Source organism: Rhizorhapis sp. SPR117 (assembly GCF_021742065.1).
In genome coordinates this window covers 12,216-38,627 of the sequence record NZ_JAKKIE010000007.1, presented here as the reverse complement: position 1 = coordinate 38,627, position 26,412 = coordinate 12,216, and the positions used below count along the sequence as shown (strand labels likewise).

The following is a 26,412-nucleotide window of genomic DNA, read 5'->3' as shown; positions in this document are numbered from 1 at the left end:
CTTCAGCCAGCACGTCATCGGTCTATAGACACACGGTTCGCGGCGACGTGCCTGAAAGCCCTGTCCCGACAAGTCAGCAGGATAACCTGCATCCGCTCTGCCGCCTCGCTCAAGATCTCGACCATAAGGTCGAGCCGCGCGTCATCGGCATAGACAAGCGGGTCATCCAAGATCAGTGACACCGGACGGCCCTGCTCCAGGAGCATGTCGGCAAAGGCGATCCGTGTCAGGACCGCCAGCTGCTCCTGTGTGCCGCGGGAAAGATCGCCGCACCCTTCGCTGATACCGCCTCGCACAATCGCCTCCAGCGTGAGGTCCTCAGAAAAGCTCAGGTCGCAGCCGGGCAAGAGCCGCTCGATATGGCGTTTCGCGCGCTTGGCGACGGGCCCTACAAACTTTGCCGACGTCTCATCCCGCGCTTCATCGAGCGTATCGCGCAACAACTTCAGCGTGTCGGCTTCCTCGGTGATCCGCTGTAGTGCCGCACGTGCCGCCTCAGCCTCCTCGCGAGCCCCTGCCTCCCGATCGGCGAGCCCCTTCCCGCCCTCGCTCTCGACAGTCCCCTCCAGCCGCGCGACGTCCATCTCGAGTTTGGCACGAGCCTCCCCCGCCGCCTTTACCCGCGCATCGATTGTCTCGATCCTTCGCGTGATCGCCGCAGGATCGTGCGCAGTCGCGTCCCGGGTGGCCTCCTCAAGCTTCACGGCTGCTTCAGCCATCTGTTCGCGGGCCCGAACGACGTCTGCCGCCAGGGTTGGGAATTCCGGGCGGCCTTCGATCGTCTCGATCTGACTGTTAGCGTTGGCGAGCGTGCTGGCCGCGCCCGCTTCCGCGCTGGCCAGCGGCGCGTCCTCTTGTTCTGCTCGGCGGAGCGCCTCAACAGCGCTTTCCTGTGCACCTTCCGCCCTCGCGAGAGCGGTGTCGGCCGCTTCGAGCCGGGCAGTGAGGAGTGTGATATCGGGGATGTCGGCTTCGACGGTCTTACTCTCGTCGTTCATTTCAGCGATGAAGAGCTTGAGCGCATCGGGGCCGGCAGCGAGCCCGATAAGGGCATCGGCCGGCGTCACGGCGGAGATGCGCGCCGCGATCGTGCGCAACTCGCCTACTGCGTCTCGCGCGGTATCATTGCGAGCGCGCCCCTCCGCCAAGCTCGTGAGCCCGAACTCGCCCAATGCAGACTTTTGTCGCTCCAGCGCCGAGGAGAGCGCTCCCTCAGCGCTCGCCGCCCCGGCCGGCGGCGTGATAATCAGCTCGGCATTGCCGAACCGGAGACGGGTCTCACCCGACAGGGTTCGCTCGCCGAGCGCCATCGGTTCGCCATCGATCGATATGCCCTCAGCGTTCCCGACAAGGGCAATCCGCGTCGCACCTGCGGCGAGCGCCGCGCGCGCCTCAGCTACGAGTCGCTCGTTTGCCTCGATCGCATCCATCGCCTTGGCCGGTATCAGCGACGCGGTGAGGACTGTGGCCTCTTCCTGAAGCCGCTCGAGGTCGATCAGCTCGGCGTGACGCGCGCGTGCCGCGGACACCGCGCTGCGGCGCCGCGACGCGCGTAAAAGCTCCTCGCCCGTGCTGAGGGCACCTCGAGCTTCCTGGCGAGCGGTGCGCGCGGCTTCCAAGGCGCTGCGCGCTTCAACGAGCCGTTGCTGCGCTGTGGCCAAGCCTTCGCGGACTTCGGCGCGGCGTGAGCGCGCAACACCCAGCGCGAGTTCAGCGCTAGTGCGTTCGTCGGTCGCCTTGCGATGCCGATCGACGAGATCTTCAAGGTTTCGCGTCTTCGCGCTGATGGCCTCATGCTCGGCCCGCCGGGTCGCGAGGATTTGCGCAGCTGCGCGCGCCGTCTCGAGAGAAGCAGTGAGATCCTTCCGCGTTTGCACGTCTGTGTCGTCCGCGATCTCGCGGTGAACGACCTTCAGTCTGAAGCGCGCATTTTCGAGTTCGGAGAACGTCCTCTCAAGTCCAGCCAGACGTTCGGCGGCGTCGCGGGCGGCCGCTTCAGCCTGGTCAACGCGCTCTCGTGCTTCGTTCTGCCGCCCGCGCTTCTGCCCGGTTGGGGACCAGTAGCGCCCATATTGCTCGTCGATCCGGGTTCGGACGCGCGTGTAGGCGGGGCCGCCCATGATCGAACCGACCTCGGCTTCAAGCGTCGAGCGGACCGTGTCACGCACTATCTGGCCTGGCCCGGTGACCGCGAGTGCCTCAGCTTGTGCAACCCAAAGAAGTCCAAGCGCGCCGTATGTGCCGGCGTCGCCCTTCTGACTGGTGTCGCGCACCGATCCCAGCAGCGCGTGTAGGCGGGCTTCCGCTTCCTCGCCCTGTGCTCTACCCTGTGGACCGGTGACCTCGATCGATGCGCCGCGCAGAAAGCGCTTGGTCACCGTCCATGGTGCGCCATCGGCATCGAACGAAACCTGAATTTCCGGACCGACGGCTTCCCCATAAGGCGCGAACGATTGGGCGAGCTGGTTCTTCGTACCGTGGCGAACGAAAAATGCCGCGCGAAGCGCCTCGAGCACTGTCGACTTGCCGGTCTCATTGGGTTCGATGACAACGTTGAGACCGTCGGTGAGCCCTTCAATCGCCATCGGCTCCCGAAACTTGCGGAAGCCGTCGATGGCGATACGGCGCAGGTACAGGCTCATGCCCTGTCCTCCCGGCTGTACTCGACGAAGAGACGCTCCAAGGCGCGCTTTGCAATCAACCCATCGGGGCCGCCTGTTTCAATTGCCGCAGAAAGTTTCGCCGCGGCGACGCCGAGCATGCCCTCAACCGAGAGGCTAGCAAGATCGTCTGCACTGGGGCGGCCGACAAGATCGACTGCGCGAACGTCGAGATAGCGGACACGGTGCCCGACATCGTTTTCGAGTCTGCCCAGCATCCCGACCCGGTCCGTAAGGCTCGTGATTCCGGCCAGCGATAGTTCAAGGAGCGTCGAAGGCGGATCGATCGATCCCAACAATTGGTCGCACTCGGCATCGAAGCCGGCCTGATCGTTCACTGTCCAGCTTCGCTTGATCCACTGGAAGCGCCCCGTGCGGATTGGCGTCACCACCGGATCGCGACCTTCGCCGATGTCGACCAATAGTATCTGACCAGGTTCATCGCGTTGGAAGCGATCGGTTTCGGGGGTGCCCGCATACCAGGTGCGCGCCTCGATATTGAGCGTCCCGTGCCAATCTCCAAGCGCGAGATAATCGAGCGTGGAGCGACGAGCCCGGTCGGGCGCGATCTGGTTCTTGGTCTCGCCCTGAGTGCCGAAGTCGTGGATCGATCCGTGCGCGAGGCCAATGCGGATGCGGCCTCCCGGTGTCGCCATGGTGTCGAAAAGCTCGGTGGGATCATCAAGGTTGTGGCGATGCGTCAGGGGCGCTGGAAGGAGCCAGATTCCGGGCTCGATTTCGTGGGCCTGCGCTTCCGATAAGACGGTGATACCGCCCCCCGCGCGATGGCGAACACGGTCCCAGAGACCGCCATTGCGGGCAAAGTCGTGATTGCCCGGGAGGAGCCACCACCGGCACGCATGGCGCTCCATGCGGGATATCGCTTGAACGATCGTGCGGTCTTCAGGTCCCTCGGTGTCGAAGACATCACCCGCGACCAGAACATGAGCCGCACCGTGACGAGCTGCTTCCCTCCCGATCGCATCGATGGCATCGAAGCGCGCCTCGGAAAGTGCGGCGCGCACTTCCGGCTCAAACCGCCCGTATGGTTTTCCGAGCTGCCAGTCGGCGGTGTGAATGAGCTTCATTGTGGCCCCGCGGATCCGTGTGTCATCTAAGTCCCATCGCGCGAGCCCAGGCGTCGACCTGACCAAAGGCGTCCTGCTGCCATTCGTCCGGCGTTCGGCCGTCCAGGATATCCGAGCCCTCTACGAAGTTGCGCACGCATGTAGGACCATAGCCGTCCGGATCGTCGAATTTCGCAACCACATGCGCGAAGCCATCCCGGCCACTTCGATGCTCCAACAGCGGGCGGCAATCGCCCGCGAGTGCTTTGATTCCTCCGGGATAATTCCGGATCGAATAATAGACGTCGTAGGCGTCTTTCTGCTTGTAGCGCCCATCGAGCGCGAAGCCCTTCATGGCGAGAAGCGCCGGAATCGAGGCGACGGCGATCATCACCTTGTTGGTCCCGCCCTTGGGCATATCGCCTTCGATCGCGACGAGCTCATGGAAATGAATGGCAAGCTCCGCGCCGGATGCACGCTGGGTTGCGAATTCAGTGGTGAGCGGCGGCCGGTTCTTCTCCAGGACGGCGTCATAGGGGCGCAGGAAATCAACGATCACATCGATCGGAGGTGCGTCATCCTTCGGCTGCACCGTCCGGACCATCTGGAAATATCTAAGCGTGTCGCGGGGGGCGTAACCCTGCCCGTGGAGGGCATCGACAAGAGCGACATATTCTTCGCCGGCGGCCAGAGCCTGTGCGTCGAGACTGAGGTCTATGTCGAGTGTGCCGACGTGGCGCATCTCGCTGTCCTCGAGCAGCAGCCAAGGCACGGCGCCGCCGATAACCGCGAACTTCCCGCGAAAGCTGCCCAGTGTCTGGCCAATCTCAACGAGCACCGACTTCACCGCGGCGCTGGTGCGATCGTCATAGTCTGTGGCCGATTGCGGTTCGTCGTTCATGAAGGCCACCGCAAAAGCTTGTCCTTCAGATGTTCTGCCCCTTCGACGCCGCGCTCGCCGCCCGCCATGAGATCGAGATAGGTCTGAACCGGGCTAGTCGCGATGATCCCCGGTGCGACGGCCCGCGCGTCGTCGAGCACGCCATCCTCATCGGGGACGCGCACGACAATGTTCGCACCCTTTGCGGGTGCAGTCAGATTTAGGATTGTTTGCAAGGCGCCAAGGCCCTTCTCGTCCGCGTAGAAATAGCTGGTGCTCTGGCGAACGAAGGGCGCGTACCAATCGGCCGCGCTGAACGAGGCCAGCGCCACCCTTCCCTGCTCGGTTGCTAGATCACGCAGCCGCTCCGCTAGGGCTTTGCCATGAAGGTGGGTATAGAGGCGGACCTCCTCCCCTCTGGGCTGCTCATAGTTGCGGGCCCATTCGTCCAGCAAACCGGAAGGATCGACGAGCCGCAGCCCCTGTTCGCTCTGGTCGGCCCATTCCCGTTCACGCAGGGCGGTGCCGATCGTGCTGACCAGCCCGAGGCTGACCTTGGCTTCTTCAGCAAGCTCGGTCACGCGCCAAGGCCGATGCGGCTCGTTCAGCAATACGCGCAGGATCCGGGTCGACTTTGGCTTGAATAGGGTGCGCAGAGAACGTCGTTCGGGATCGGGTTTCCCTTCAACCTTGCGCTCGATGAAGATGGTATCGACAACGAGGCGCGCGTTGCCCTGGAAATCAAGGTAGGCGATGTCTTCCTCGCGACATGCCGCCTGCGCCTGTTCGGATAAATAGGGCGCGATGAACATAGGCACGCCCTCTTGGCCAGTCTGATTCAGATAACGTTTGAGCTGGTAGGCTACTTGGTGCGCAATCCGGGGTTGCCCGTTGCTTTTGACCTCGACCACGAGTCTGAGTGGTCGGCCGGCGAATTCGGTTTCAGCGACGATGTCTACGCCTCGATCAGCCTCGCCTGGCTTGCCACTCAGCGTCATTGGGCCGACGGCGAATTGAGGGATTGAGCCTAGAAAGGCCTCAAGCGCTTCTGCCGCCCGTCGTTCGATGCCAATTGGGTCTTTCACCGAACCGCTGAAACCACGATTCGGCTGAAATAGCAAATAATTTCACTGAAACGCGCATTTCAACGAATCGTTGAAAACGGCAAATCTGTGAAACGAGCTTCATCGGATGGGGTATCAGGCCCTTTGCGACCAAAGGGCCCGCGCGGCTGCCTCAGTGATCGTGTACACCGCCTCACGTTGAGCGCCACGATTATGGTGGTCTACACGGTAGCCCTGATAGTGTCGCCGGACCAGACCGGCGCGGACGAGATCGGAGACGGCGCGACTGACATTGCACCGACCAGAGCGCCGGACCCGCTCACGAACCTCATTGTCGATCGCCTTTGCTGCCTCCCCTGGGTCCTCTGGCAAGGCGTCCTGCGCAGCGAGCGACGCTTTGACCTCTTCGACGATGATCAGGCGGCGCGCATCGCGCTTTGCCATCGGAACCAGTGAATCGCACAGCCAATCGCGGAGCGGCACGCGAACCTCGTCCTCGGTATCGACATATGGGCCCGCTGAACCGCTGTTTCCCCCGGCGGCTTTGGCAATGAGGTTGAGGACCATGAACGCGTAGCGCGGTCGCGGCGAGAAATCCGCGATCCGTTCGATCAGCGCCGGCAAATTCAGGCTCTTGGCAGGCGCTCCCTGGCCGACTTCAACGGCATCGAAAAGGTCGGCTTGGTGGAACATAAGATGAATCTTAGCATCGCTTGCGGCAATGTGAATCCCGTTCGTGCGTCTTTCGTCAGTTTTTTCTGCTGTAACACTTCTTGCCCGCTTGGCCGCTCGCGCGGCGGCCACCGCAGCTCAGCCGCACTTGGTATCTAGGCCTGCTCGACGGCCCGGAGGCGCTCGGTAACGTCGCTCACGCCTGGTGCATCCCACACATCATCACGAAGGTAGAATTTATGGCTCTTCGTATAATCGACGAAGCTTGTTCGCTCGAACACCACGCTTGCAGGGATCAGCGCCGCGCGAATGGCGCAGAAGTCGTCGTTAAAGAGAACGCCGGCCAATATATCGAAACCGTCCGTCGACCGGATCGCCGACATCTGACGCGACTTGTTGCGCCTGTGCAGCCGGCGGCCCTTGATCTGATAGCGGACGCCGTCCGAGTCCGCCGCGTCGAAGCCCTTCTTCGAATTGGCCTCCTGCTCCCAACCGAAAGCTGTGCAAAAGAGATATTCGGCCAGGTCTCCCGTCGGATTGTTGGCAGACCGCAAGACATTGCGCGATCGTAGTTCCTCGTTGATTGCGGCATGGAGCGCGAGCATCTCCGCGATAGACTTGCCATTAAGATCGTTCATCAGAGCAATCTGCCGGATTCCAACGTCGGCCGCTATCCAAGAGACCACCACGAATTTTTTCGCGTCGGAAATGTGCCCCTTTTTCGCCGGTCGTTGCGGCGACGGCGCGAGAGGCGATCTCCATCACGCTTGACTCTGGTGCGCCCTCGTCAGAACAAAGAGGGAACGAATTAATCACCTTCCGAGTCTCTGTGATGCTATGCGCGAGTCAGCCGTCCTTGATGATCTACGTGCGCGCATCGCGCAGATCGAGGGCACTGATGGGCGACACGACGCCATTCCGTTCGGGATCGAGAGCATTGATTGTCGCCTGCCAGGCGGTGGCATAGCCACCGGCACGCTTCACGAGATCGCGGGCAGTACCGATCTGGCTGATGAGGCGAGCGCTACCGTATTCCTTGCCGGAATTCTCGCGCGTGTAGAGGGTCCGGTTTTCTGGTGCCTCCGCTGGCGCGATCTCTTCGCCCCTGCCCTTCACCTGGCGGGGCTGCATCCGAACCGCGTAATTCACGTCGAGGCTGGCAGCGATACCAACGTGCTCCTCGCGATGGAGGAATGTTTGCGCCAACCAGGCCTTGCCGGGGTGGTCGGGGAGGTGGAGAAATATTCGACTACTGCCTCCAAGCGCCTGCAGCTTGCAGCAGAAAGTTCGGGCGTTGCCGCCTTCGTCTTCCGGCGCGCTTCCAGGGTTGAACAGGCCGTCGAGGGAACGGCGGCCGCAACGCGTTGGCGAGTAACGGCTCACCCAAGTGAAGATCTCGGCATTCCGAGCCTGGGGCGACCACGCTGGCGGGTTGAGCTGGAACGCGTGCGCGGCGGAAATCCGCACAGCTGGATTGTGGAGGGCTGCGATGCAACGGGTCGTATCGCTCTTCCTGCCGCACTGGTCGACCGACCGGCTGCGCAGGAAGAACGCAAATTCGTCGCCTGAGCGGCACGATACAATCGCCTGCGATGCGCCGCTGGTGACGGCCATCCCGGACCACGGTCGCCGCGTCATCGCAGCGATCGATGCTGGCGCTCGCGCTCTCGGCATCAAACCAGGAATGACAGTCACAAAAGCGCGCTCGCTGGCGCCAGAACTCCGGGTGGTCGACGCGGAGCCCGATGCGGATCTTGAGGGCCTGCGCCGTCTCGCGCTCTGGGCAGGTCGGCGCTACTCACCGTTTGTGTCCCCCGATGCACCGGACGGGCTCTGGCTCGACATCACGGGTTGCGCGTCGCTGTTCGGGACGGAGAAGGCGCTCCTAAAGGATCTTCATCGTCGCATCGCGGCGTCCGGGCTCTCGGTGCAAATCGCGGTTGCCGACACTGCGGGCTGTGCTCACGCCGTTGCACGGCATGTCCCTGCGGGTCGGCCCGTCACAATCGAGCCCGGAGATCACCGCAAGGCGATCGCGATTCTGCCGATATCGGCGCTCCGACTTCCCGGAGGTGATGTCGAAGCCCTGCGAAAATTGGGGTTCGAGCGCATTGAGCAGCTCATCGACGCGCCGCGGCCACCGCTTGCCAAGCGGTTTGGTCGTGAGCTGCATCGACGTCTCGACCAGGCGTTGGGGACGCTCCATGAGCCGATTGATCCGATCTTCCCCGAACACCTTCCAAAGGCTCGGCGGGGTTTCATGGAGCCTATCGCGACACCGGAAGCCTTCGCCTTGGTAATTGGCGACCTCGTGTCCGATGTCGTCGACCAGCTCAGCCACATCGGCAAGGGCGCACGCCGGCTCGATTGCTATTTCCATAGGGTCGACGGACACAATCAGGCGGTCCGGGTCGGAACAGCCGCCGCGTCTCGTGATGCGCGTCATCTCGCCAAGCTGCTCTGCGCCAAAATCGAGACGATCGAGCCGGGCGAAGGCATCGAAGCCATGACGTTGGTCACCCCGCTCGTCGAAGCTCTGGGTTCAACACAGGGCGAAGGGCTCGATAGCCTCGGGCGTCAGGGTCCAGACCTCGCGGCTCTGGTCGATGCTCTAGCCAATCGGTTCGGCCAACGCAGCCTTCACCGGGTCAGTCCACAAGCGAGCGCGATGCCAGAGCGCTCCACGACCATGCTGCCGGCCCTGAGCAAAATCACCGATGCGGGATGGGATGATGCCCTGCCCCGCCCCGCTCGGTTGCTGCATCGGCCCGAGCCGATCGAAGTGATTGCGCTTCTGCCGGACGATGCTCCGCGCATGTTCATCTGGCGGCGCAAACGATACCGTGTGACCCAGGGGGACGGCCCGGAACGCCTCCATGGCGAATGGTGGCGTGAGAGCGGGATTGAAGCTGAAAAGGCCCTCACTGTCCGCGACTATTATCAGGTCGAGACCCAAACGGGTGGCCGCTACTGGCTGTTTCGCTTAGGCGACGGGACCAGCCATGCCACCGGCAACATGCGCTGGTTCATCCATGGCGCATTCGCATGACAAGCGATGCCCGCTATGTCGAGCTGCAGGTCACGACGCATTTCAGCTTCCTGCGCGGCGCGTCATCGCCCGAAGAGCTGTTTGCTGCCGCGGCTCTGCTGGGACTGCCCGCGCTCGGTATCGTCGATCGCAGTTCCGTGGCGGGCGTCGTGCGGGCTTGGGACGCCGAGAAGACGACAGGCGTACGTTCGATCATCGGTTGCCGCCTGGATCTCGTGGATGGCACGGCCTTTCTCGTCTACCCGACTGATCGCGCCGCCTATGGGCATATGTGCCGCTTGCTGAGCATCGGCAAAGAGCGCGCTGGAAAGGGTGCCTGCCACCTTGACTGGCCCGACCTCGAGCAGTGGCATGAGGGTCTCATTGCGATCCTTGTTCCGGACCGCGCGGATACGGTGGCCGAAGGGGCGCTCTCGCGCGCCAGGAGGATCTTCCGTGATCGCCTATATCTAGCGCTATCCATTCGCCGCCGGCCGAAGGACGCGATCCGACTGCGCGATCTCGCGAACATGGCGGCCGCCGCCCGCGTGCCGACCGTCGCCACCAATGATGTTCTCTACCATTCGCCAGATCGGCGGATGCTGCAGGATGTCGTGACCTGCGTCCGAGAGCGATGCACGATCGACGAGCTTGGCGATCGGCGCGAACGATTTGCAGACCGCCACCTGAAGACCGGCGAGGAAATGGACCGGCTCTTCCGCCGTTATCTCAACGACGCCACCCCGGTCTCGCGCACACTGGAGGTAGCAAAACGCTGCACGTTCAGTCTTGAAGAGCTGCGCTACCAATATCCGGACGAGATCAGCGTTCCTGGTCGAACGCCGCAGGAAGAGCTGGAGCGGCTCACCTGGGAAAAGGCGCCCGAGCGCTATCCTGAAGGAATCGAGGGCAAGGTCCGTACCCAGCTCGAGCACGAATTGAAGCTAATCGCCGATCTGGAATACGCACCGTATTTTCTGACGGTCCATTCGATCGTCGCCGAGGCGCGGCGGCGTGAGATCATTTGTCAGGGGCGAGGGTCAGCGGCGAACAGCGCGGTTTGCTACGTACTCGGCATCACGTCGATCGATCCTGTCCGATCTGAGCTTCTGTTCGAGCGCTTCGTTTCGGCCGAGCGGCGCGAGCCGCCCGATATCGATGTCGATTTCGAGCATGAGCGCCGCGAGGAAGTGATCCAGTGGATTTATGAGACCTATGGCCGGACGCGGTCTGCGTTGACGGCGGTCGTGACCCGCTATCGTGCACGCGGCGCGGTCCGCGACGTCGGCAAGGCGCTGGGTCTCAGCGAGGACATGACGGCCGGCCTCTCCGGTGCGGTCTGGAGCTGGAGTCGCGAGGGCGTCGAGGAAAAGCATGCCGAAGAGCTCAACATGGACCTCAGCGATCGGCGGCTCGCGCTGACGCTGGAGCTGGCGCGGCAGCTCATCAATACGCCGCGGCATCTATCGCAGCACCCAGGCGGGTTCGTGCTCACCCGCGATCGGCTCGACGAGCTCGTTCCGATCGAGCCAGCGGCAATGGAGGACCGACAAGTCATCGAGTGGGACAAGGACGATATCGACCTATTGGGGTTCATGAAGGTCGATGTCCTAGCCCTCGGCATGTTATCGTGCATGCGGAGAGCGTTTGAATTCCTAGAGGCCGACAAAGGGGTGAAACTCGATCTCGCCACGATACCGGCAGAGGATCCGGCGACCTACGCGATGATCCGCAAAGCAGACACTTTGGGCGTTTTCCAGATCGAGAGTCGCGCGCAGATGGCTTCCATTCCGCTGATGGCGCCGCGTACCTTCTATGATTTGGTAATTCAGGTGGCGATCGTCCGCCCGGGACCGATTCAGGGCGATATGGTCCACCCTTACCGCCGGCGTCGAAACGGCGAGGAGGAGGTTACCTACCCCACCGAAGAGCTCCGACGGGTGCTCGAGAAGACCTTGGGCGTACCGCTGTTCCAGGAGCAGGCGATGCGCGTGGCGATCGAGTGCGCCGGCTTCACCGCGAGCGAAGCCGACCTCCTCCGCCGGGCAATGGCTACCTTCAAGCTCACCGGCGGCGTCTCCCATTTTCGGGACAAGCTGATCGATGGCATGGTTTCACGCGGCTACGATCAGGATTTCGCGGAGCGTACTTTCAAGCAGATTGAGGGATTCGGCTCCTATGGGTTCCCTGAAAGCCACGCAGCGAGCTTCGCGCTGATCGCCTATGCCAGCAGTTGGGTGAAGTGCCATCACCCCGACATATTCTGCGCGGCCCTCCTGAACGCCCAGCCCATGGGCTTCTATGCGCCCGCTCAGATCGTGCGCGACGCGCGGCAGCACGGGGTTGAGGTTCGCCCGATCGACGTGAACCACAGCCGCTGGGATTGCACGCTGGAGCCCACGGGCGGCCGCTACCTCGCCGTGCGTCTGGGTCTGCGCATGGTGACTGATCTTGCCAATAAGGACGCCGCAGCCATCGTCACCGCGCGCGCCGATCAAGCCTTTGAGAGCGTCGAAGAAATCCAGCGCCGATCGGGCGTAGGCCGGGGCGCTCTCGACCGTATCGGCGAGGCCGACGGATTTGGATCGCTGGGGAGCACCCGGCGCCAGGGACTATGGAGCGTGAAGGGACTCGGCAACGCGGCGCTGCCGCTGTTCGCCGCGGCCGACGAGCGAGAGGGCAAGCTGCGAGAGGAAGCGATCGAACCGACGGTCATTCTTGCGCCGATGGGCGCCGGCGCTGAAGTCGTCGAGGACTATCGCGCGTCCGGTCTGTCGCTACGTGCCCATCCCCTCGCCTTCCTGCGCGACGAGCTGCGCAGCCGCAAGATAATCACATGCGAGGAACTTCAATCCGTGAAGGACGGCCGTTGGATCAATCTCGCCGGGATCGTGCTGGTCAGACAGAAGCCGGGCTCGGCGAAAGGGGTCATGTTCATCACCCTCGAAGACGAAACGAATGTCGCCAACCTCGTCGTCTGGACGAATGTCTTTGAGAAACATCGACGCATCGTGCTGGGTTCGTCGATGATGGGTGTGCGGGGTCAGGTCCAGCGCGAGGGCGAGGTGATCCATGTGATCGCGCAGCGGCTCGAAGACCTGTCGCCGCTGCTCGCGAGCGTCGGCAACCGGGCAGATGTCGCCGATATCTACCGGCTAAGCCGTGCCGACGTGGTCAAAAGCCCGATGCGCCCTGATCCACGCGACCCGGAATCGCCGCTCGGCCGGCAGCCGCGCGACATCTTCATTCCTGATCTGCGGCTAGGCTCGGGCATCGTTCCGGGACGGCAGACCGAGGGGATCAAGGTCAAGCCGCGCGACTTCCGCTAGCCGCCGAGAATCTTCTGCTCGCCGAGCCCCATGAGATAGCCAACATAGTCGTCTACACCCTCGGGACCTTCCGGAGGCGGCCGGCTTTCTGCCTCTGCCATGGCGTCGGTCGCGAAGCGTGCAACCGCTGCGGCATCACCTCGCCACCATGGCTCCACTCTCGCAGCGAGCGCTGTCTCGAAGCCTGCCATGTCCTCGGCGTCGATAAAGAGGAGCGGCGCGATCTCAGCGAGCGCTCTGTCGGCTGTTGCCAGCAGGAACCGTTTGGTCTCGTAAGGCTCCGTCATCGCTCTCCGTGACAGATCACTCAGATACGTGACATCCCAGGCGGCATTGCGGATTCCGGTTAGCGCTCGCTGCCGATCCGGCGACCGGAGCTGCTTGAACAGCCCCGCCTTGGCGGCGAACGGCGAGAAGAACATCGAGCTATAGAGCGCTGCGGGTCCGGCGATGATGAAATCGCTGGCCATCCACTGATAGAGCCTCTCGGCACGCTCGCGCGGACTCATCGGTGAGAGTTCGAGTTCAGCAGCCTTGAGCAGCACCACGTAATTGCAGCGCCAACGATGGAATGGCTGCGCGAGGTCATACTCTTCGCGGTCAGCCGGGCCGGTCGACGGAAGGGCGTCAGCCCTGCCGAGAGCCACATCGATCCAAGCATGCGCCTGCCCAACATCGGCGGAACGAAACCACTGCAGTTCCTCAAGCGCGGCTTCGTTTCCGTGCGCGTGCGCCAATTCACGAAAAGCAATCACCGGCTCCAGGTCCAAATTCATGGATTGAGACAAGGCCATGAGGTCGACGGCAACCTGGGTGGGACCATCGAGCGGCCTGCGCACCCCTTCCTTCGCAATCTTCGCCATCCGCGACGCTACATTGCGATCGACCAGCACGACGGTGCTCGACCGGTCAATGAGCTCCGCATAGAGAAGAGCTTCGATCGACACCAAGCCCGCCGCTGGCGCAATGAACCCTGGGATGAGGCTGTTAGAACCGGCGAGCCTCGACGCAATCGCCTCGACATCCTCTCGCGGGAAATCGGCCGAAATCCGGAAAAAGATGTTGGCGTCTTCTTCGAGGTTCATCGGCTTCTTCTATCACAATGGGAGAGGGTTCAAGGCTCGACGAGCAGCCGCGGCATCGGAAAGTCAGAAAGGCTATTCGGGCCCGCGAGAAACGGGCTCGAGGAAGCGATCTACGAGATCATAATACTGCCTGTTGTCGGCATAGACATATTGCTGCGCGCTCTGGATCGATATGCGGTTCGCGCTGTCGATCAGCGCTGGCGGCTGAAGGGCATCAAGCTGATTCAGGAGATCACTGCTGTAGCTGGCAAGGAAGATCGCCGTCGGCGACAACGGCAGCGAGATCAGGCAGTCCGGTGACGCGAGCCCGGGCAGCATGCAGATCGGGAAGTCGCTGGTAACGAGTCCGTAGGGCCCGTCGCGAAAATGAAAGACGCGCCAGTCCATCCGCGCAATGTCGGCTTTCATCTGCGGAAGCTCGACCAGGCCGGGGATGAGGGTGGTGCCGAAATCCTCGACCAGGCCATCAATGCCACGCTCGCGCAAAAACTCCATGAGGGTTGGCGGATCGATAGCCCGCCGCAGCGCTTCATATTCCTCGGGCCGCTTGATGATTTCCTGCGCCAGCATCTCTGACGCATCGGCCTTTAGTTTCCTGAGAAGGTTTGGCAGGCGGACAAGCAAGGACATTAGGAAACGAACCCACGCCATGCGCAGATCCATCGGCAGGACCGGCCGGGTTTCGCTCAGCAGAATACGCAGCGCCCGCGAAGCCGGGTCATCCACCTCCGGCCCCATGAACTCACGCTCGATCGCGTTTCGATGCTCCGGCGCCACACCGTTCAGGGCGTAGAGGCCCTTCTCTGCCCCGATCGACTTGGGCGCGTATTCGCGCACAAAGAGTTTCCCGCGCTGGCGCGAATAGGTCGAGAGCTGCCCCTGACCGTTCGCCCATCGGGACAGATAGAACTGCGGCAGGAAATGGTGACGATCTGGATCGCTCAAGCCGGATCTCCGGCAGCTTCCCGGCGCTGGCTCACAAGAGCGCCTGTTGCTGGCTCGGCGGCGGATAGACCTGGGTGGGGATGAGGCTACCCTTCGGAAGGACGCGCAGCACCTCGTTCGCCGGTACGGACGGATCGAGCCAGTCGGCCCAGGAATCGCGCGGAAGCGGGATTATCTGCCGCCGGTGATAGGGCTTGATGTCCTCGCCCGGCTCGGTGGTCAGCAATGTGAAGGCCTCGCCCTCCGCCGTCGACCGCCAGATTCCCGCGATGCAGAACCAATCATGGTCTCGCATCGTGAAGAGCCACTTTGTCTTGCGCTTCTGTTTGGGATCCTCGGGCTGCGTAAACTCGTAGAATCCGTCGGCAAGGATCAGGCAGCGATGCGAGGAGAACTCGCGCCCTTCCGACTGATAATTGTAGACCGGCTTGCCGTTGTGCCCCGGCCAGCTCCATCGTCGATTGACGAGTTCGCCCACACCCCTGCCCTCGCCGCTGCGGACGATCGGCGCGATATCGCTGATCTTGATATCCTCGCGGGCCGCGACATTCGGCGTACCCTCGGGCATTTTGATCTTGATCTTGAGGTCGTCGAAATCCTCGACAATCGAGGCTATGTCGACCTCCAAACGATAGTCATTGCACATCGATCATCCGTTCCGCTCGCCCTTGCGACTCAAGTTCGTTCCGTATATGTTCTTTGTATGGCGACGCCAACAGCCTTCGACTCCGAGGCTCCCCTCGAGAAGCTCTTGCCCATCATCCGGCGAAATCCGGACGATATGCAAGAAGTGGAAATGGTCGAGGCGCGGTGGGGCTCCAATCCCCGCTTTAGCGACGGCACGTCGTATCGGTTCGCGCGATCGGAGGGGAAGACCTTTCCCAACCAGCGCTGCCTCGTGCCGGCGTCCGAATTTCACATGACCGTGGGCGACAAGCAGTATCGAGTGAAGCTCGACGACGGCAACTTCTTCTACCTGGCGGCGGTCTGGGAGCCGGCGCTGGCCGAGTGGCCGTTGTCGTTCCGGGTCATCACGGTCGCCGCCAATCCAGAGGTCAGCCGGTATCAGGATCGCCATGGCGCGATCATCCTGCGCCGACAGCGGATGCAGTGGCTCGATTACACGATCCCCGAAATCGAGCTGCTGGAAACGCCCCCGGCGCGGACCTTCGTTGTCGAAGAGATCACGAGCGGTCCGCGGCAAAAGGCGCTCGCGCTCTAATCTGGAAGGACGATCGCCATTGCGGCGAGCTGACTGACCAAGGCGGCCCTGGTTACAGGCACGTCGAAGCGCCATTCGAGCAAACGCGTGCCGTGACGCGCGAGCAGCAACCGCTTCTTCGCGTCCCGCGCGCAGGTAAGCTCGAAGCCTTCTTGTCCGCCGAAGAGCGCGATCGGTTCATAATGCTGCTGTCCCTGATATTCGATTGCGAGGCCCAGTTCCGGCACATGGATGTCGATGGACTGCATACCGAGGAACGCCGGCCGCCATTGGTGGACCGCTGAGGGCCAAATCGAGCGAACCAGATCGAAAAGCGCGACCTCGGACACCCAGCCACGCCCTATCTCAGGGATGGAACGCTCCCGGCGAAACGCTTCCTCGGCCGCCACCATGGAGTTCGCGAAAAACTCCGAAGCGCCGGTGTCGGCGACGCCGATATTCCTCGAGAAGATTCGGCCGCGCTGACCGCTCGGGTTGGAGAATTGCGCCATGTGGCGCCGGTATGTCGCCCAATCGGCAGCCTGTGGCAGCGGCGGGATCATCGACGATCCAAAATCCGGTCGCAACCGGGTCATCTCCTCAAGGACCGGCGGTTCCAAGGCGAACTGGGCGTCGAGATGGTCGAGGAAAGCATCGAATTCCTCGAGCAGTCGCCCGGCGATAAGCGAGTTCTCGGCATGTTTGCGGGCCAGGACGCGGATATCCTGGGCCTGCAGCGGCGTCTTGGTGAGAAACCGCAGATAGATGACCTCGTCGAACAACGGCTCGCGGTCACGGCCGGGAATGGCTTCCACCAGGGCCAGCGCTTCGTCGAGGCGATCAGCCTCCGTAAGCTCGAGCACACGCTGCCAGTGCGGATCTGGATCCCATGGTCCTGCGGTCAGGTCGGGCAAGTCTTCGGGAAGACCCTTGCCGTCGACGCCCCGCCATTGGGGGCCAAGCAGTCGGGCCTGAAAGCCGTAACCCCTCGCCTTTTCATTCTCGTTCCAAATGCGCGCAATCGGCAACGTCGGATCGAGCGGATTGGACGTCCAGGATTGGCCCTGCGGAATTCCGTCGGGCCGCATGACATAGCCGATATCGAAGCCGGCGACGGAATAGTCGCCCGTGGCGAGATCACCGATCGATTCCACAATGCGCTCGAACAACCGGACCTGATCCTTGCGCACCCCGATCGAGATGAGCGCGCGCCCGCGCGGAGAGGTTTGTCGCGACACGGCCGGCGCATAGGTAGCCAGCTCAACGGCGCGTTGCCGGCGGATACCCGGTCCTTCCAGGAAGTGGATCCGGTGGGTGATCTCCTCAGGGAAATCGGGGTAGGTCAGCGAAACCGGGGCGACTGCCTTGGACGGTCGCTTCTTCGGTGGAGCCTCCGGGCCATATTCCGAGAGCAGCTCACCACAGAGCGCCGACAGCCGCGCAAAGTGCGTCGCCGCGGCCGAGCCCGGCGCGCGCTTTCCCGCAAGCGTCCCATAGAGTTTCTGCCACTTCGCGAGATCCTTTCGGTAGAGCTCGCGGTAGGTCCTGTTGCGCAGCGTGTCCTCGTAAAGCTTGGCCGCCGCGCGAAAACCCGCGAGTCCGATGTCTCCCGTTTCAGGCGGAGGAGGCTTGAGGATCATGGTGTCGCTCGTCAGCCGAACGACGGCGAGCCATCGGCCCATCCGGACGCCTGCCACAGGATATTGAACTGGTCGCGCAGCTGAGGCTGCATGGCGGCGGAAAGATCCTCCGCCTGCAACTCGGGTAGGAACAGCTCCGGCTTTCGTATCGTCCTGCCGCCCCCACGGGACCGCGTGAGCTCAACATCCTCAACGCCGCGCAAGGCGATGGAAACCAGACCTGGTCCGGCTAGGCCGATCGCCGCGAGGACGCCGGCTAGCCGTTCAACATGCGCCACGATCGATCCTTCAAGCGCTCGGCCATCAACGAGGATTTGCTCGTCCGCATCATCGACACGACCACCAATGGTCGCTTCATATTCGATGACACCAGGGCGCACGAAGCGGGTCCGCCATCTGGTTTCGGGATTGTTGTCCGTGCGGATCAGCGGCAGCCCGAAACTCCACCACTGACGCTCGTCGGAATCCGACTGGACCCTGACCTGCGTGTCAGGCGGAAAACGCGATGCGGCGGCCAGCACGACCTTCGGGTCAAGGGAAGGCCGATCCATCGCGGCAAGAGGAACGAGGCGGAGGATCATGCTGGGAACGGCGACGATCTCAGGGAGCCCGCCCCGCATGCGGTCGGCGGCAAGCTCCCCTGCTGCCTGCCTCGCGGCTTCCCACCGGGGATCGACCTGCGGCGCTGCCGGTGCCGGCGCCGCGATACGGACCCGCGAGCGGCCGGCCTTCTCGAAAGCGTCGATCGCTTCGATCAGGGTCGTAGATCGCGCATTCAATTCCCTGATGGCATCGTGCGTGCCCTGCTGGGTGCCGTGCTTCACGTTATAGTCGGTTCTCGGCCACGCCATATTCGGATTGCGGTCCATGACATGGGTGCGTTCGTAGACCAGCTCCATCAGCGAGCTATTGGCCGCACGCAGCGCCGTGCCCGCCTCCTGCAGGACTTGATCCTCGAAATCGAACTCAGCCCCGGCCCATGTGGCAGCGATATCGCCGAGCGGATCGAGCGCCTTTCGCGGATAGGGTTCGCCGAAGTTATGCTCGCGCAGGAACTGGCGTAGCCGCTCCGGGATCTGGGTCCGGAACCGCTGGAGCAATTCGACATCGTGAGGATGTGGCTGTTCCGGCGGCTGCGCCGCGCGCAGGACCTCGTCATCGAGGATCAGGCGAAGCGCGGTCTCCAGATCCTTCTGCAGCCCGAGCCGGGCCGCTTGGCGATCCTCGTCCGTCGCATCCGGCGGGCAGTAGAACAGGATCGGCCGCTTGAAATGGGTCAGGTCGAACGGGAGGGGATGCTCGTCCGGGTGACCCATGGCCGTGTTCATCACGCCGATCATCCTGGCCCACCCGCGCGACTTCAGCGCCCAACCATGCTCGAGCAGGACATTGGGATTGGGCGAAAGCTGCCCTTTTGCCCGCGTCGCGACATGCGTGAGGTCGGAGAGAAAGGCGACAGCGCGGTCGATCTTGCCGAAAATCGTTTCGGCCAGAGGCGGCATGCCCGATACCCCGACCGTATCGCGGTCGGCCTGCACATTGCGATCGGCAGGATCGACGTCCGCGTCCGCGTTCACAGCGCGGATGGCACGATCCAACGCGTGCTGGATAAAGCCGCGGCCAATTCGATTATCGGTGTCGCTCTGCCAGGAGTAGAAGATGTGGTGCGGCATTCAGGTGACGATTCTCGTTATTGGCCCAGGCCCCCTAGCTAACATGCCTTCATCGTTCGGGCAGCAGTTTCAGGAAAGCCCCCTCCTTCAGCCAAGTGATTGTCATCAATGACACTTTACCAAGCGTTTCTGGGTAAAGTGTCACGGATGGCACACCGTGGGTGATCTTATCTTCGAGTTCCTTGACCCCGTACCAATTGATCCCACAAACAGCTCGAATGGATTATGATTTCTCGTCACTCTCCCACTCCGATTTCGAGGATCTCGCGCGTGACCTGATCGGGCGGGAGTTGGGCGTCCGGTTTGAGGCGTTTCCCGAAGGGCCAGATGACGGCATGGATGGCCGCCATGCGGCGGCCGACGGCAACATCATTCTGCAGGCAAAGCATTACATCGGGTCCGGCGCTTCGAAGCTGAACTCGAAGATGAAGAGCGAGCGCACCAGTATCGATGCGCTTCAGCCCGCGCGCTACGTCCTCGCCACGTCGGCGCCGCTCACTCCGAAGAACAAGGCAACCCTGGTGGCGACAATCGGGCCCGCGCTCCAAAGCACCGGCGACATATTTGGCCCGAGCGACCTGAACGCCCTGCTGCGAAAATATCCCGATATCGAGACGGCGCACCAGAAGCTTTGGGGTCAGAACACGGCCGTCCTCAAAACGATCGTCACCGCGGCGGTCGCCGACGCCCTCCCGAAGCCAGCACCGATCCCGCCGGCGCTCGCCAACCTGCTGCCCGTGCCGGGCGACGCTGACTCTTCAGCAGAGCCTCCGGCTCGAGACACGCTATTCCTCCTCAAGTCTTCCCCAGCCGATGACGAGTTCGCATTGTGGCTCGCGCCGAAACTCGAAGCGGAGGGCTACCAGGTGTTTGCCGACATCCTGACATTGCAGCCAGGTGATCGCTGGCGGCGCGAAATCAACCGCGCCATTGAGCACCGCGCCGCCAAGGTCTTGCTCGTCTGCCGCAATGCCACGGCCGACGACCAAGCGATACAGGACGACCTGGACATCGCGCTCGATGTTGCGAAGGCGATCGGCGACACGCGCTTCATCATCCAGCTAAAGCTTGAGCAGGGCCGCAAGATGAAGGGTCTGGGCGACGCGATCGCAGTCGATTTCGTTCGCGGATGGGGAGAGGGTCTGAGCACGCTTTCTGAGGCTCTCAAGCGCCAGAAAGCTCCTCGCCGCACGGAAGGGGCCGTGATTGACCCGAACTGGGAGCTGTTCCGGCGGCGGGGTGCGATTCCGCTCAAAAATGAGCCCGAACGGTTGACGTCAAACTGGCTTCGCGTCGTTGAAGCGCCGGATGCAATCCATTTTTACGAGGCGACTGGCGTGATCGATGCCGATCGCCTGAAGCGCGCTGCCGCAACCCACGCTTACCCCATCGCGGTGCAGGGCCGCGGCCTCCTGTCATTCGCGGACCAAGACGAAATCGACGACGGCTTTGCATCGGTCGGGCGCTTCAAGCTCAAACGCAGCATACCCCTCAAGACGTTCGTCGAGAACGGCGACGACAAGCTGCGGCTTGAGAAGCAGCCGGCCCAGAACATCATCAACGTGATGCTGAAGAGGGCTTGGTACGAGTTCTGCAAAGAGCGCGGACTCCTGGAATATCAATATTCGGGAGGTGTCGGATTTCATGCTTCGCCGGATCTCGCCGCCACGGGCCAGCGCATTCCATGGGGCAAACAAGGTGCGCGCAGGTCGTCGATGCTGCGCAACGTCGCGAAGGGCCATATCTGGCAGTTTGGCGTGACTGCCCTCCCCGCTTTTTGGCCGTTTTGGCACTTTAAGCTCAAGTCGCGGGTGCTCTTTGCAGGTGACAATGGCACGCCGGCGGGCCTCGAGATCGAGGATGCCAAGAAGTTGCATCGGCTCAGGCGGACGATCTGCAAGGGCTGGAGGAACAAGCAATGGTATGGCCGGATGCTGGCATTTCTGGAGCTTATCTCGGGCGAATCCGCTTACATCAGGCTACGCCTTTCCGCGACGGCGGACGCGGTGTTGGAAGCTGCCCCCATCTTGTTTTCGTCGCCTGTTAGCACCGACCTTCCCGACGCCCTGGACGCCGATGAGGAGGAAACGGATATCAGCACGCTTGGCCGCCCCGAAGCCGACGAAGAAGAGGTGGCAGCATGAAGTTCGCCGAGACATCGCTGATTGTCGAGCACCTCCACGAACCCGAGCTTGAGTTTGCTTATGGCCAGCCAAGTCCGCACCCGAAGGACGGGCTCTTTCTCTATGGGCCGCATGCCCGCGCCAAGAAAACGCGCGAAATTCGCGTCGGTGTTGTTGGCACGACAGACGGCATCAGCCATTTCCGTGGCTGGGCGCGCAAGTTGCAGCAGGTGGTTGCGGTCCCGCCGCCCGGCAAAGGCGAAAAACAGGACCGACTGCATCTCGCCAACTTCCCCGGTCTAGAAGAGACGTTTGGCATCACATTCGAACCGGACGAGGTGAGCACTCTCTCGATCCCGCTGGCTGACATCGACAAGGCGACCAGCATCCTCAACCTGCATGAGGCCGTCGACAAGGTGGCCAAACTCTACATCGATCGGGTGCGCAAGCATCTCCGGAACGAGGAACAGGCGGTCGACGTGTGGGTCCTTGTCCTGCCCGAGATCGTCTACGAGCGCTGCCGGCCTGGTTCGAAGCGCGCGGGCGTTGCGATGGAGGTGGGCGACTTCAAACGCCGACAGAAGGTGAAGGAGAGCCTCCCACTACTCGCCGCCGCCGGCGTTATCGACCAGAGCAATGAGGATATCTTCAGCGACGTCCCAGACTTCCATCGGCGTATCAAGGCCGAGTTCCTGACGATCGCGCCCACCCAGCTCGTCCGCGAGACAACCCTGGCGCCTGACGCGTTCTTGAACAAATCCGGGTATCCGGTGCGCAAGACGCAGGACGCCGCCACGGTGGCGTGGAACCTCGCGACCGGTCTCTATTACAAGACCCAGCCGAAACCGCCTTGGCGCTTGGCGACGGTTCGACCCGGTGTCTGCTACATCGGTATGGTCTATAAAAGCCTGCCCCAAGATCCTGAGGGTCACGCTTGCTGCGCTGCTCAGATGTTCTTGAATGAAGGCGACGGCGTCGTCTTCCGCGGCGCGAACGGTCCGTGGAAGACCGGCGACTACGAATATCATCTCAAGAAAGACGCTGCGAAGCGCCTCCTGAACATGGTCCTCGAAACCTACATCGAGATGCATGGTGAGCCTCCGAAGGAGCTATTCATTCATGGCCAGACCTATTTCAACGACGAGGAGTGGGATGCCTTCTGCGCGGCGGCACCAAAGGGCACCAACGTCGTAGGCGTGCGTATCCGGACGACGGGCGGCGAGACCAAGCTGTTCCGCGACGGCGACTATCCCGTCCTCCGCGGCACCGCGCTGCTGCTTGACCAGCAGACCGCCTACCTTTGGACGACCGGCTACGTGCCGCAGCTCGACACCTACATCGGACCTGAGACGCCCAATCCGCTTCATGTCACGGTGATGAGGAGCAAAAATGCGAAGCCCGACATTCGCACGGTCCTTGCGGACATCATGGGCCTCACCAAAATCAACTACAACAGTTGCAACTTTAATGACGGCCTGCCGGTGACGGTGCGATTTGCGCGAATGGTAGGTGACGTTTTGACGATGGGATCTGCGAAAGGACAGGAGAAGCAGCCCTTCAAATACTATGTCTGATGGCGCTCGTCGGCATCAGACATAAGGGAGTGCGCCAGATAGAAGCCGATGCATTCAATGTCCCTAATCGAAGGGTAGCGCAGCGGCAGAGCCGCCGCGACGCGATCGTTCAGGTCGCGGCTGGATATTTCCCCGAGCACGGCTATTGCCGTCCTTGATCTCGGTCAGAACCAGCCGTCTTTGCGGCCTTCATTGCCATCGCGAAGCTGGCGCCCGTCCAGCGCGGAGCGGCGGATCTCCAGTTCGACCTGGTCGCCGTTGCGCCGTGTGCGGAAGTCCGCGTTGCTGAGGCCATTGCGCCGCGCATAGTCCTCGGCGGCCTTTTCGCTGCCGAACTTGCCACCTTCGTCAAATTCCCACGCCATCGTTGCTCTACTTGCATATGCCGGCACCGCGCCGGCGGTTCATCGTCACAGGTCGAGACCCAGGCTGCGCTCGGGCAGCGGGGGCAGCAGATCGGTCTTTTCAGGCTTGAGGTCGGGGGGCGCCTTGAGGTCGTCGCCCTTGGACTGGACGGGCGGCCCGAGCGGCCCGTCCGGGATCGGGGGAAGATCCGCCAGGATATCGGGCTGGTCGGCAAGGTTGATCCCGACGATCGGGCCGGGATCGAACTTGGGCGGTACGGCGCCGCCCCTCTTCCCGTCGATATCGAGGCGGCCGACCGTCTCCAGCGCGGAAGTCTTGTTTCCGGCATTGTGATCGAGCTGACGCCCCAGCTTCTCCTTGTCGTCCACGAGCATGACCAACTCGTCTCGCACGCGGGTCACGCCGACATTGAACAGGCGCTGGTTCGACAGATTGCGCTCGCGGCTGTCCATAACCGTGATCGCCTTGTCGGTGGTGATGCCCTGCGCCATGTGCATATTGAGCGCGTAGGCGAGGTCGAGACGCGACAGCATCGAATCGCCGCGGGCCAGCGTGATGGTCTGATTGCCCGCCGTTTCGAAGGTGACCCCGCTCGCATCGGCTGAGACAATGCGGGCGAGCGCGGCATTGTGCAGGTCGCGCGGCTTGTCGTTCGCGGTCCAGCGGATGCGATCGCCCTCGCGGATGTGGAGGTCTTTCTTTTCGGTAAGTTCGAGCCGATCGCGCTTTTCGGTGGGCGACAGACGCTGCGGATCGAAGCGCAGCTTGCGCCGTCCGTCGCTGAGCTCGACCTTGCCCGACGGCAGCACCCTGGTCACGTCATAGCGGCCCTGCGCGAGACCAACGTCTTGAGCGCCGCCGCGCCCGACGTCGAGGGTCAAGCCCGGACGGTAACTCGACGCATAACGCAGTTCCTCGCGGGTCAGATTCACGCGATCATAGACGATGAGATGGACCCCCTCGCCGCGCACGCTGCCTTCCGCCGCGAGACCATCCTGAATGCGCTGGTTGATGATCGCGCGGGATTCCCGGCCCGAGGCGAATACCTGGGTCGCGGCGCGGTCCTCGGCCGAGAGCGCCAGCCACATCTCCGCGGCCGCGTCAGGTGGGTTCGCGCTTTCATGAACCTTGTCGCCGAGCACTTTCATCGCTTCACCCGCCTTGCCGACATTGGCGAGCGCGGCGACGGTGCGCAGCGTATCGGTGCGTTGGCGGATATTCTCATCCATCCGGGCCATCGTGCCGCCGGCCGCCTGGATCATGGCGAACGACTTGCCGGCATCGATCGAGGAGAGTTGCTGGCGATCGCCGACAAGCACGAGCTTGTCGATGCCGAGCGCCTCGACGATGCCGTGAAGCTTCAGCATGTCGGTGCTCGAGACCATCGACGTCTCGTCGACCACCAGCATGGCGCCAGCGAACCGCGCCCGCGCGTCCTCGAACCTTGGCGTATCGCGCTCGCTCACATAGCGCTCATTGGCAAGCACGAACGAGGCAATGGTCTGGCTCTTGATCCCGGCTCCCTTGGCGAGGTCCGCGACCATCTTGTTCTGGAAGGCGAGCCCGAGAATATCGCGGCCTTCGGCTTCGGCGATACGGGCGACCGCCTGCAGCATGGTCGACTTGCCAGCGCCGGCGACGCCCTGGACGGTGACGGTCCGATCCTCGGAGGCAAGGATCAACGTGGCTGCAGCAAGTTGGCCGGGATTGAGTGGTCGTTCCGTGATCTCCTGCAGGCGCGTGGGCGCCTCCTGTGCGGGCAGGACCGGAGCCGCCCTGCCCGCTCCGGCCTCAACCGCCTTCAGGATCGATACTTCGATGCGCAACGCGTCCTGCGTCGTCACCATCTGGACGCCCTTGTCCTCGAGGCGGGGCGCGCCGGGGATGAGCTGGCGGCTGTCGAAAAGCTGTCCGATGCGGTGCTCGACCGTGTCGATCGTGACGCCCTTCAGTCCAAGATCCAGCGCGGTCTTTGCGAGCTTGTTGACATCAAACGCCGCCTCTCGCTCGGCGAGGATCCGCACGGCAGACGCGACCGCGAGCTGCGATCGCGCAACCGCCGGGGATTTCGTCGCGCGGGCAAGGCCGCTGTCTACCAACGGATCGGGCGAATGAAGGAAGCCCCCGATCAGCACGCGCGCGCCGGCGATCGCGTCGGTGACCGCGCGGAAGCCGCGCTCGAGCCGGCTGTCCGCAGCGCCCTGGCCCGCCTTCGCCTCGGCTGAAGCGCGTATGGTCTTGCCGTCGAACCCGAGCGCCACCGCCTTGTCGATCCAGCCCTGGATCAGGCTTCCCCGGTCGTCGACATTGAGCTTGGGATCACGGGTCGTGGTGGTGACGCCGTCGCGCCCCTTGGCGGAGACGATGCCGAGCTCGGCGGCCTTTTCAAGGATGGCCTCACGCCGCTGACTGAAGGCCTCGATCACCGCCTGGGGCACGCCCGCGATTTCAAAGGTGCCGTGCTTGCCCTTCATTTCGACCTGGTAGCCAAGCTGCTCGAGCCCCGCGCGCAGGAACGCGTGGTAGATGGCACCGATCGTCGTGTTGTTGCTCCAGATCTTGTCGGCATGGAGCGCCTGCCATTTGCCGTCGGGCATGCGCGTCAAATTGGCGACGACGGCATGGACGTGGGCCTGCGGATCGAGGGCCCGGCTCGTATCGTGCTGGAAGAGCGCATAGACGAGATTGCCGGTACGCACGGGCACCTTGCGGCCCTCCACGTCTTTACGACCCTCCGCGAGATTCTTCTCGACCCAGGCCATGGTCTTCTGGACCGCGCTCATGTTCGCGGCGAGCACGCGCTTGTCGTCGGCAACATAGGCCATGACCGACACCGACTTGGGCACCGAGAAGGTGAGATCGATGCCATTGCGGCGGTTCTCGACCTGGGCGACGCCCTCCCCGCTGGGCAGAAAGCCGCTCAGCGTTTTCTCGAAATCGTCGCGTGCGACCTCGCCGGTGAGCCCGAGACTGGCCGCCCCTTCCCCGCTCCAGGCGCTGACCTCGGCCGAGCCGTCGGCCGTATAGTAATTATCCTTGAAATCGTCCTTCGCGAAATAGTTCGCGGCACCGGCTGCGGAGCGGACTGAGGCGATCGAGTGCATG

20 protein-coding genes are annotated in these 26,412 nt (G+C 62.8%); 7 read left to right on the top strand and 13 right to left on the bottom strand.

Annotated features, from left to right (window positions below; all coding sequences use genetic code 11):
- Positions 1–14: 14 nt before the first annotated feature.
- From L3X40_RS04500 to L3X40_RS04485, 4 genes are read right to left on the bottom strand one after another with little or no spacing between them, the layout of a single operon-like run.
- Positions 15–2,642 carry an AAA family ATPase gene (locus L3X40_RS04500; RefSeq protein ID WP_010124791.1) on the bottom strand — a complete coding sequence of 876 codons (2,628 nt, stop codon included), beginning with the start codon at positions 2,640–2,642 and terminating at the stop codon, positions 15–17.
- Positions 2,639–3,748 (bottom strand): metallophosphoesterase, encoded by a 1,110-nt coding sequence (locus L3X40_RS04495; protein WP_100239914.1) that lies wholly within the window; start codon positions 3,746–3,748, stop codon positions 2,639–2,641. The genes L3X40_RS04500 and L3X40_RS04495 overlap by 4 nt, the downstream gene beginning before the upstream one ends.
- Before the next feature lie 22 nt (positions 3,749–3,770).
- Positions 3,771–4,628: a hypothetical protein gene (locus tag L3X40_RS04490; RefSeq protein WP_237364579.1), complete on the bottom strand. Its 858-nt coding sequence runs from the start codon at positions 4,626–4,628 to the stop codon at positions 3,771–3,773.
- Complete coding sequence (locus tag L3X40_RS04485; protein ID WP_237364578.1) at positions 4,625–5,419, bottom strand: type IV toxin-antitoxin system AbiEi family antitoxin; 795 nt, start codon at positions 5,417–5,419, stop codon at positions 4,625–4,627. Before L3X40_RS04485 ends, L3X40_RS04490 begins: the two co-directional genes overlap by 4 nt.
- Positions 5,420–5,431: 12 nt before the next feature.
- Here L3X40_RS04485 and L3X40_RS04480 point away from each other — a divergent pair, with 12 nt between their 5' ends.
- Positions 5,432–5,632, top strand: coding sequence for a hypothetical protein (locus tag L3X40_RS04480; RefSeq protein ID WP_010124797.1), 201 nt, complete (start codon positions 5,432–5,434; stop codon positions 5,630–5,632).
- A gap of 174 nt (positions 5,633–5,806) precedes the next feature.
- Here L3X40_RS04480 and L3X40_RS04475 read toward each other — a convergent pair whose 3' ends face one another.
- Positions 5,807–6,364 (bottom strand): hypothetical protein, encoded by a 558-nt coding sequence (locus L3X40_RS04475; protein WP_010124799.1) that lies wholly within the window; start codon positions 6,362–6,364, stop codon positions 5,807–5,809.
- 134 nt (positions 6,365–6,498) lie between these two features.
- On the bottom strand, positions 6,499–6,981 hold the full coding sequence (locus tag L3X40_RS04470; RefSeq protein ID WP_237364577.1) for a hypothetical protein: 483 nt from the start codon (positions 6,979–6,981) through the stop codon (positions 6,499–6,501).
- 199 nt (positions 6,982–7,180) lie between these two features.
- Here L3X40_RS04470 and L3X40_RS04465 point away from each other — a divergent pair, with 199 nt between their 5' ends.
- Genes L3X40_RS04465 through L3X40_RS04455 form a run of 3 tightly spaced genes read left to right on the top strand, consistent with a single transcriptional unit; the run spans position 7,181 to position 12,700 of the window.
- A complete protein-coding gene (locus L3X40_RS04465) occupies positions 7,181–7,912 on the top strand; it encodes an ImuA family protein (RefSeq protein WP_010124803.1) in 732 nt (243 codons plus the stop codon).
- Positions 7,833–9,392, top strand: a complete 1,560-nt coding sequence (locus L3X40_RS04460) for a DUF6504 family protein (protein ID WP_029624425.1) — start codon at positions 7,833–7,835, stop codon at positions 9,390–9,392. The genes L3X40_RS04465 and L3X40_RS04460 overlap by 80 nt, the downstream gene beginning before the upstream one ends.
- On the top strand, positions 9,389–12,700 hold the full coding sequence (locus tag L3X40_RS04455) for an error-prone DNA polymerase (protein WP_010124808.1): 3,312 nt from the start codon (positions 9,389–9,391) through the stop codon (positions 12,698–12,700). The genes L3X40_RS04460 and L3X40_RS04455 overlap by 4 nt, the downstream gene beginning before the upstream one ends.
- On the opposite strand, the gene L3X40_RS04450 is transcribed toward L3X40_RS04455, so the two are convergent.
- The 3 genes from L3X40_RS04450 to L3X40_RS04440 all read right to left on the bottom strand — a co-directional run bounded on the left by L3X40_RS04450 (position 12,697) and on the right by L3X40_RS04440 (position 15,376).
- Positions 12,697–13,785, bottom strand: coding sequence for a hypothetical protein (locus L3X40_RS04450; RefSeq protein ID WP_100239912.1), 1,089 nt, complete (start codon positions 13,783–13,785; stop codon positions 12,697–12,699). The genes L3X40_RS04455 and L3X40_RS04450 overlap by 4 nt on opposite strands.
- 72 nt (positions 13,786–13,857) lie before the next feature.
- Entirely contained in the window at positions 13,858–14,730 is an 873-nt protein-coding gene (locus L3X40_RS04445; RefSeq protein WP_100239911.1) for a DUF4238 domain-containing protein, read from the bottom strand.
- A gap of 31 nt (positions 14,731–14,761) precedes the next feature.
- On the bottom strand, positions 14,762–15,376 hold the full coding sequence (locus L3X40_RS04440) for an SOS response-associated peptidase family protein (protein ID WP_100239910.1): 615 nt from the start codon (positions 15,374–15,376) through the stop codon (positions 14,762–14,764).
- A gap of 57 nt (positions 15,377–15,433) precedes the next feature.
- On the opposite strand from L3X40_RS04440, the gene L3X40_RS04435 reads away from it, so the two are divergent.
- Positions 15,434–15,952, top strand: coding sequence for an SOS response-associated peptidase family protein (locus L3X40_RS04435; RefSeq protein WP_100239909.1), 519 nt, complete (start codon positions 15,434–15,436; stop codon positions 15,950–15,952).
- On the opposite strand, the gene L3X40_RS04430 is transcribed toward L3X40_RS04435, so the two are convergent.
- Together L3X40_RS04430 and L3X40_RS04425 are read right to left on the bottom strand one after the other, a co-directional pair.
- A complete protein-coding gene (locus tag L3X40_RS04430; RefSeq protein ID WP_100239908.1) occupies positions 15,949–17,613 on the bottom strand; it encodes a hypothetical protein in 1,665 nt (554 codons plus the stop codon). The genes L3X40_RS04435 and L3X40_RS04430 overlap by 4 nt on opposite strands.
- The gene (locus L3X40_RS04425) at positions 17,583–19,244 is read right to left on the bottom strand and encodes a hypothetical protein (RefSeq protein ID WP_100239907.1); all 1,662 of its coding nucleotides are present in this window, start codon (positions 19,242–19,244) and stop codon (positions 17,583–17,585) included. Before L3X40_RS04425 ends, L3X40_RS04430 begins: the two co-directional genes overlap by 31 nt.
- A 218-nt stretch (positions 19,245–19,462) precedes the next feature.
- Here L3X40_RS04425 and L3X40_RS04420 point away from each other — a divergent pair, with 218 nt between their 5' ends.
- On the top strand, positions 19,463–21,388 hold the full coding sequence (locus L3X40_RS04420) for a toll/interleukin-1 receptor domain-containing protein (protein ID WP_137787984.1): 1,926 nt from the start codon (positions 19,463–19,465) through the stop codon (positions 21,386–21,388).
- Positions 21,385–22,941 carry an argonaute/piwi family protein gene (locus L3X40_RS04415; RefSeq protein ID WP_237364576.1) on the top strand — a complete coding sequence of 519 codons (1,557 nt, stop codon included), beginning with the start codon at positions 21,385–21,387 and terminating at the stop codon, positions 22,939–22,941. The genes L3X40_RS04420 and L3X40_RS04415 overlap by 4 nt, the downstream gene beginning before the upstream one ends.
- A 164-nt stretch (positions 22,942–23,105) precedes the next feature.
- Here the strand turns inward: L3X40_RS04415 and L3X40_RS04410 are convergent, their stop codons facing one another.
- On the bottom strand, positions 23,106–23,306 hold the full coding sequence (locus L3X40_RS04410; RefSeq protein ID WP_100239903.1) for a hypothetical protein: 201 nt from the start codon (positions 23,304–23,306) through the stop codon (positions 23,106–23,108).
- A gap of 45 nt (positions 23,307–23,351) precedes the next feature.
- Complete coding sequence (gene mobF, locus L3X40_RS04405) at positions 23,352–26,411, bottom strand: MobF family relaxase (protein ID WP_100239902.1); 3,060 nt, start codon at positions 26,409–26,411, stop codon at positions 23,352–23,354.
- Position 26,412: the final 1 nt, after the last annotated feature.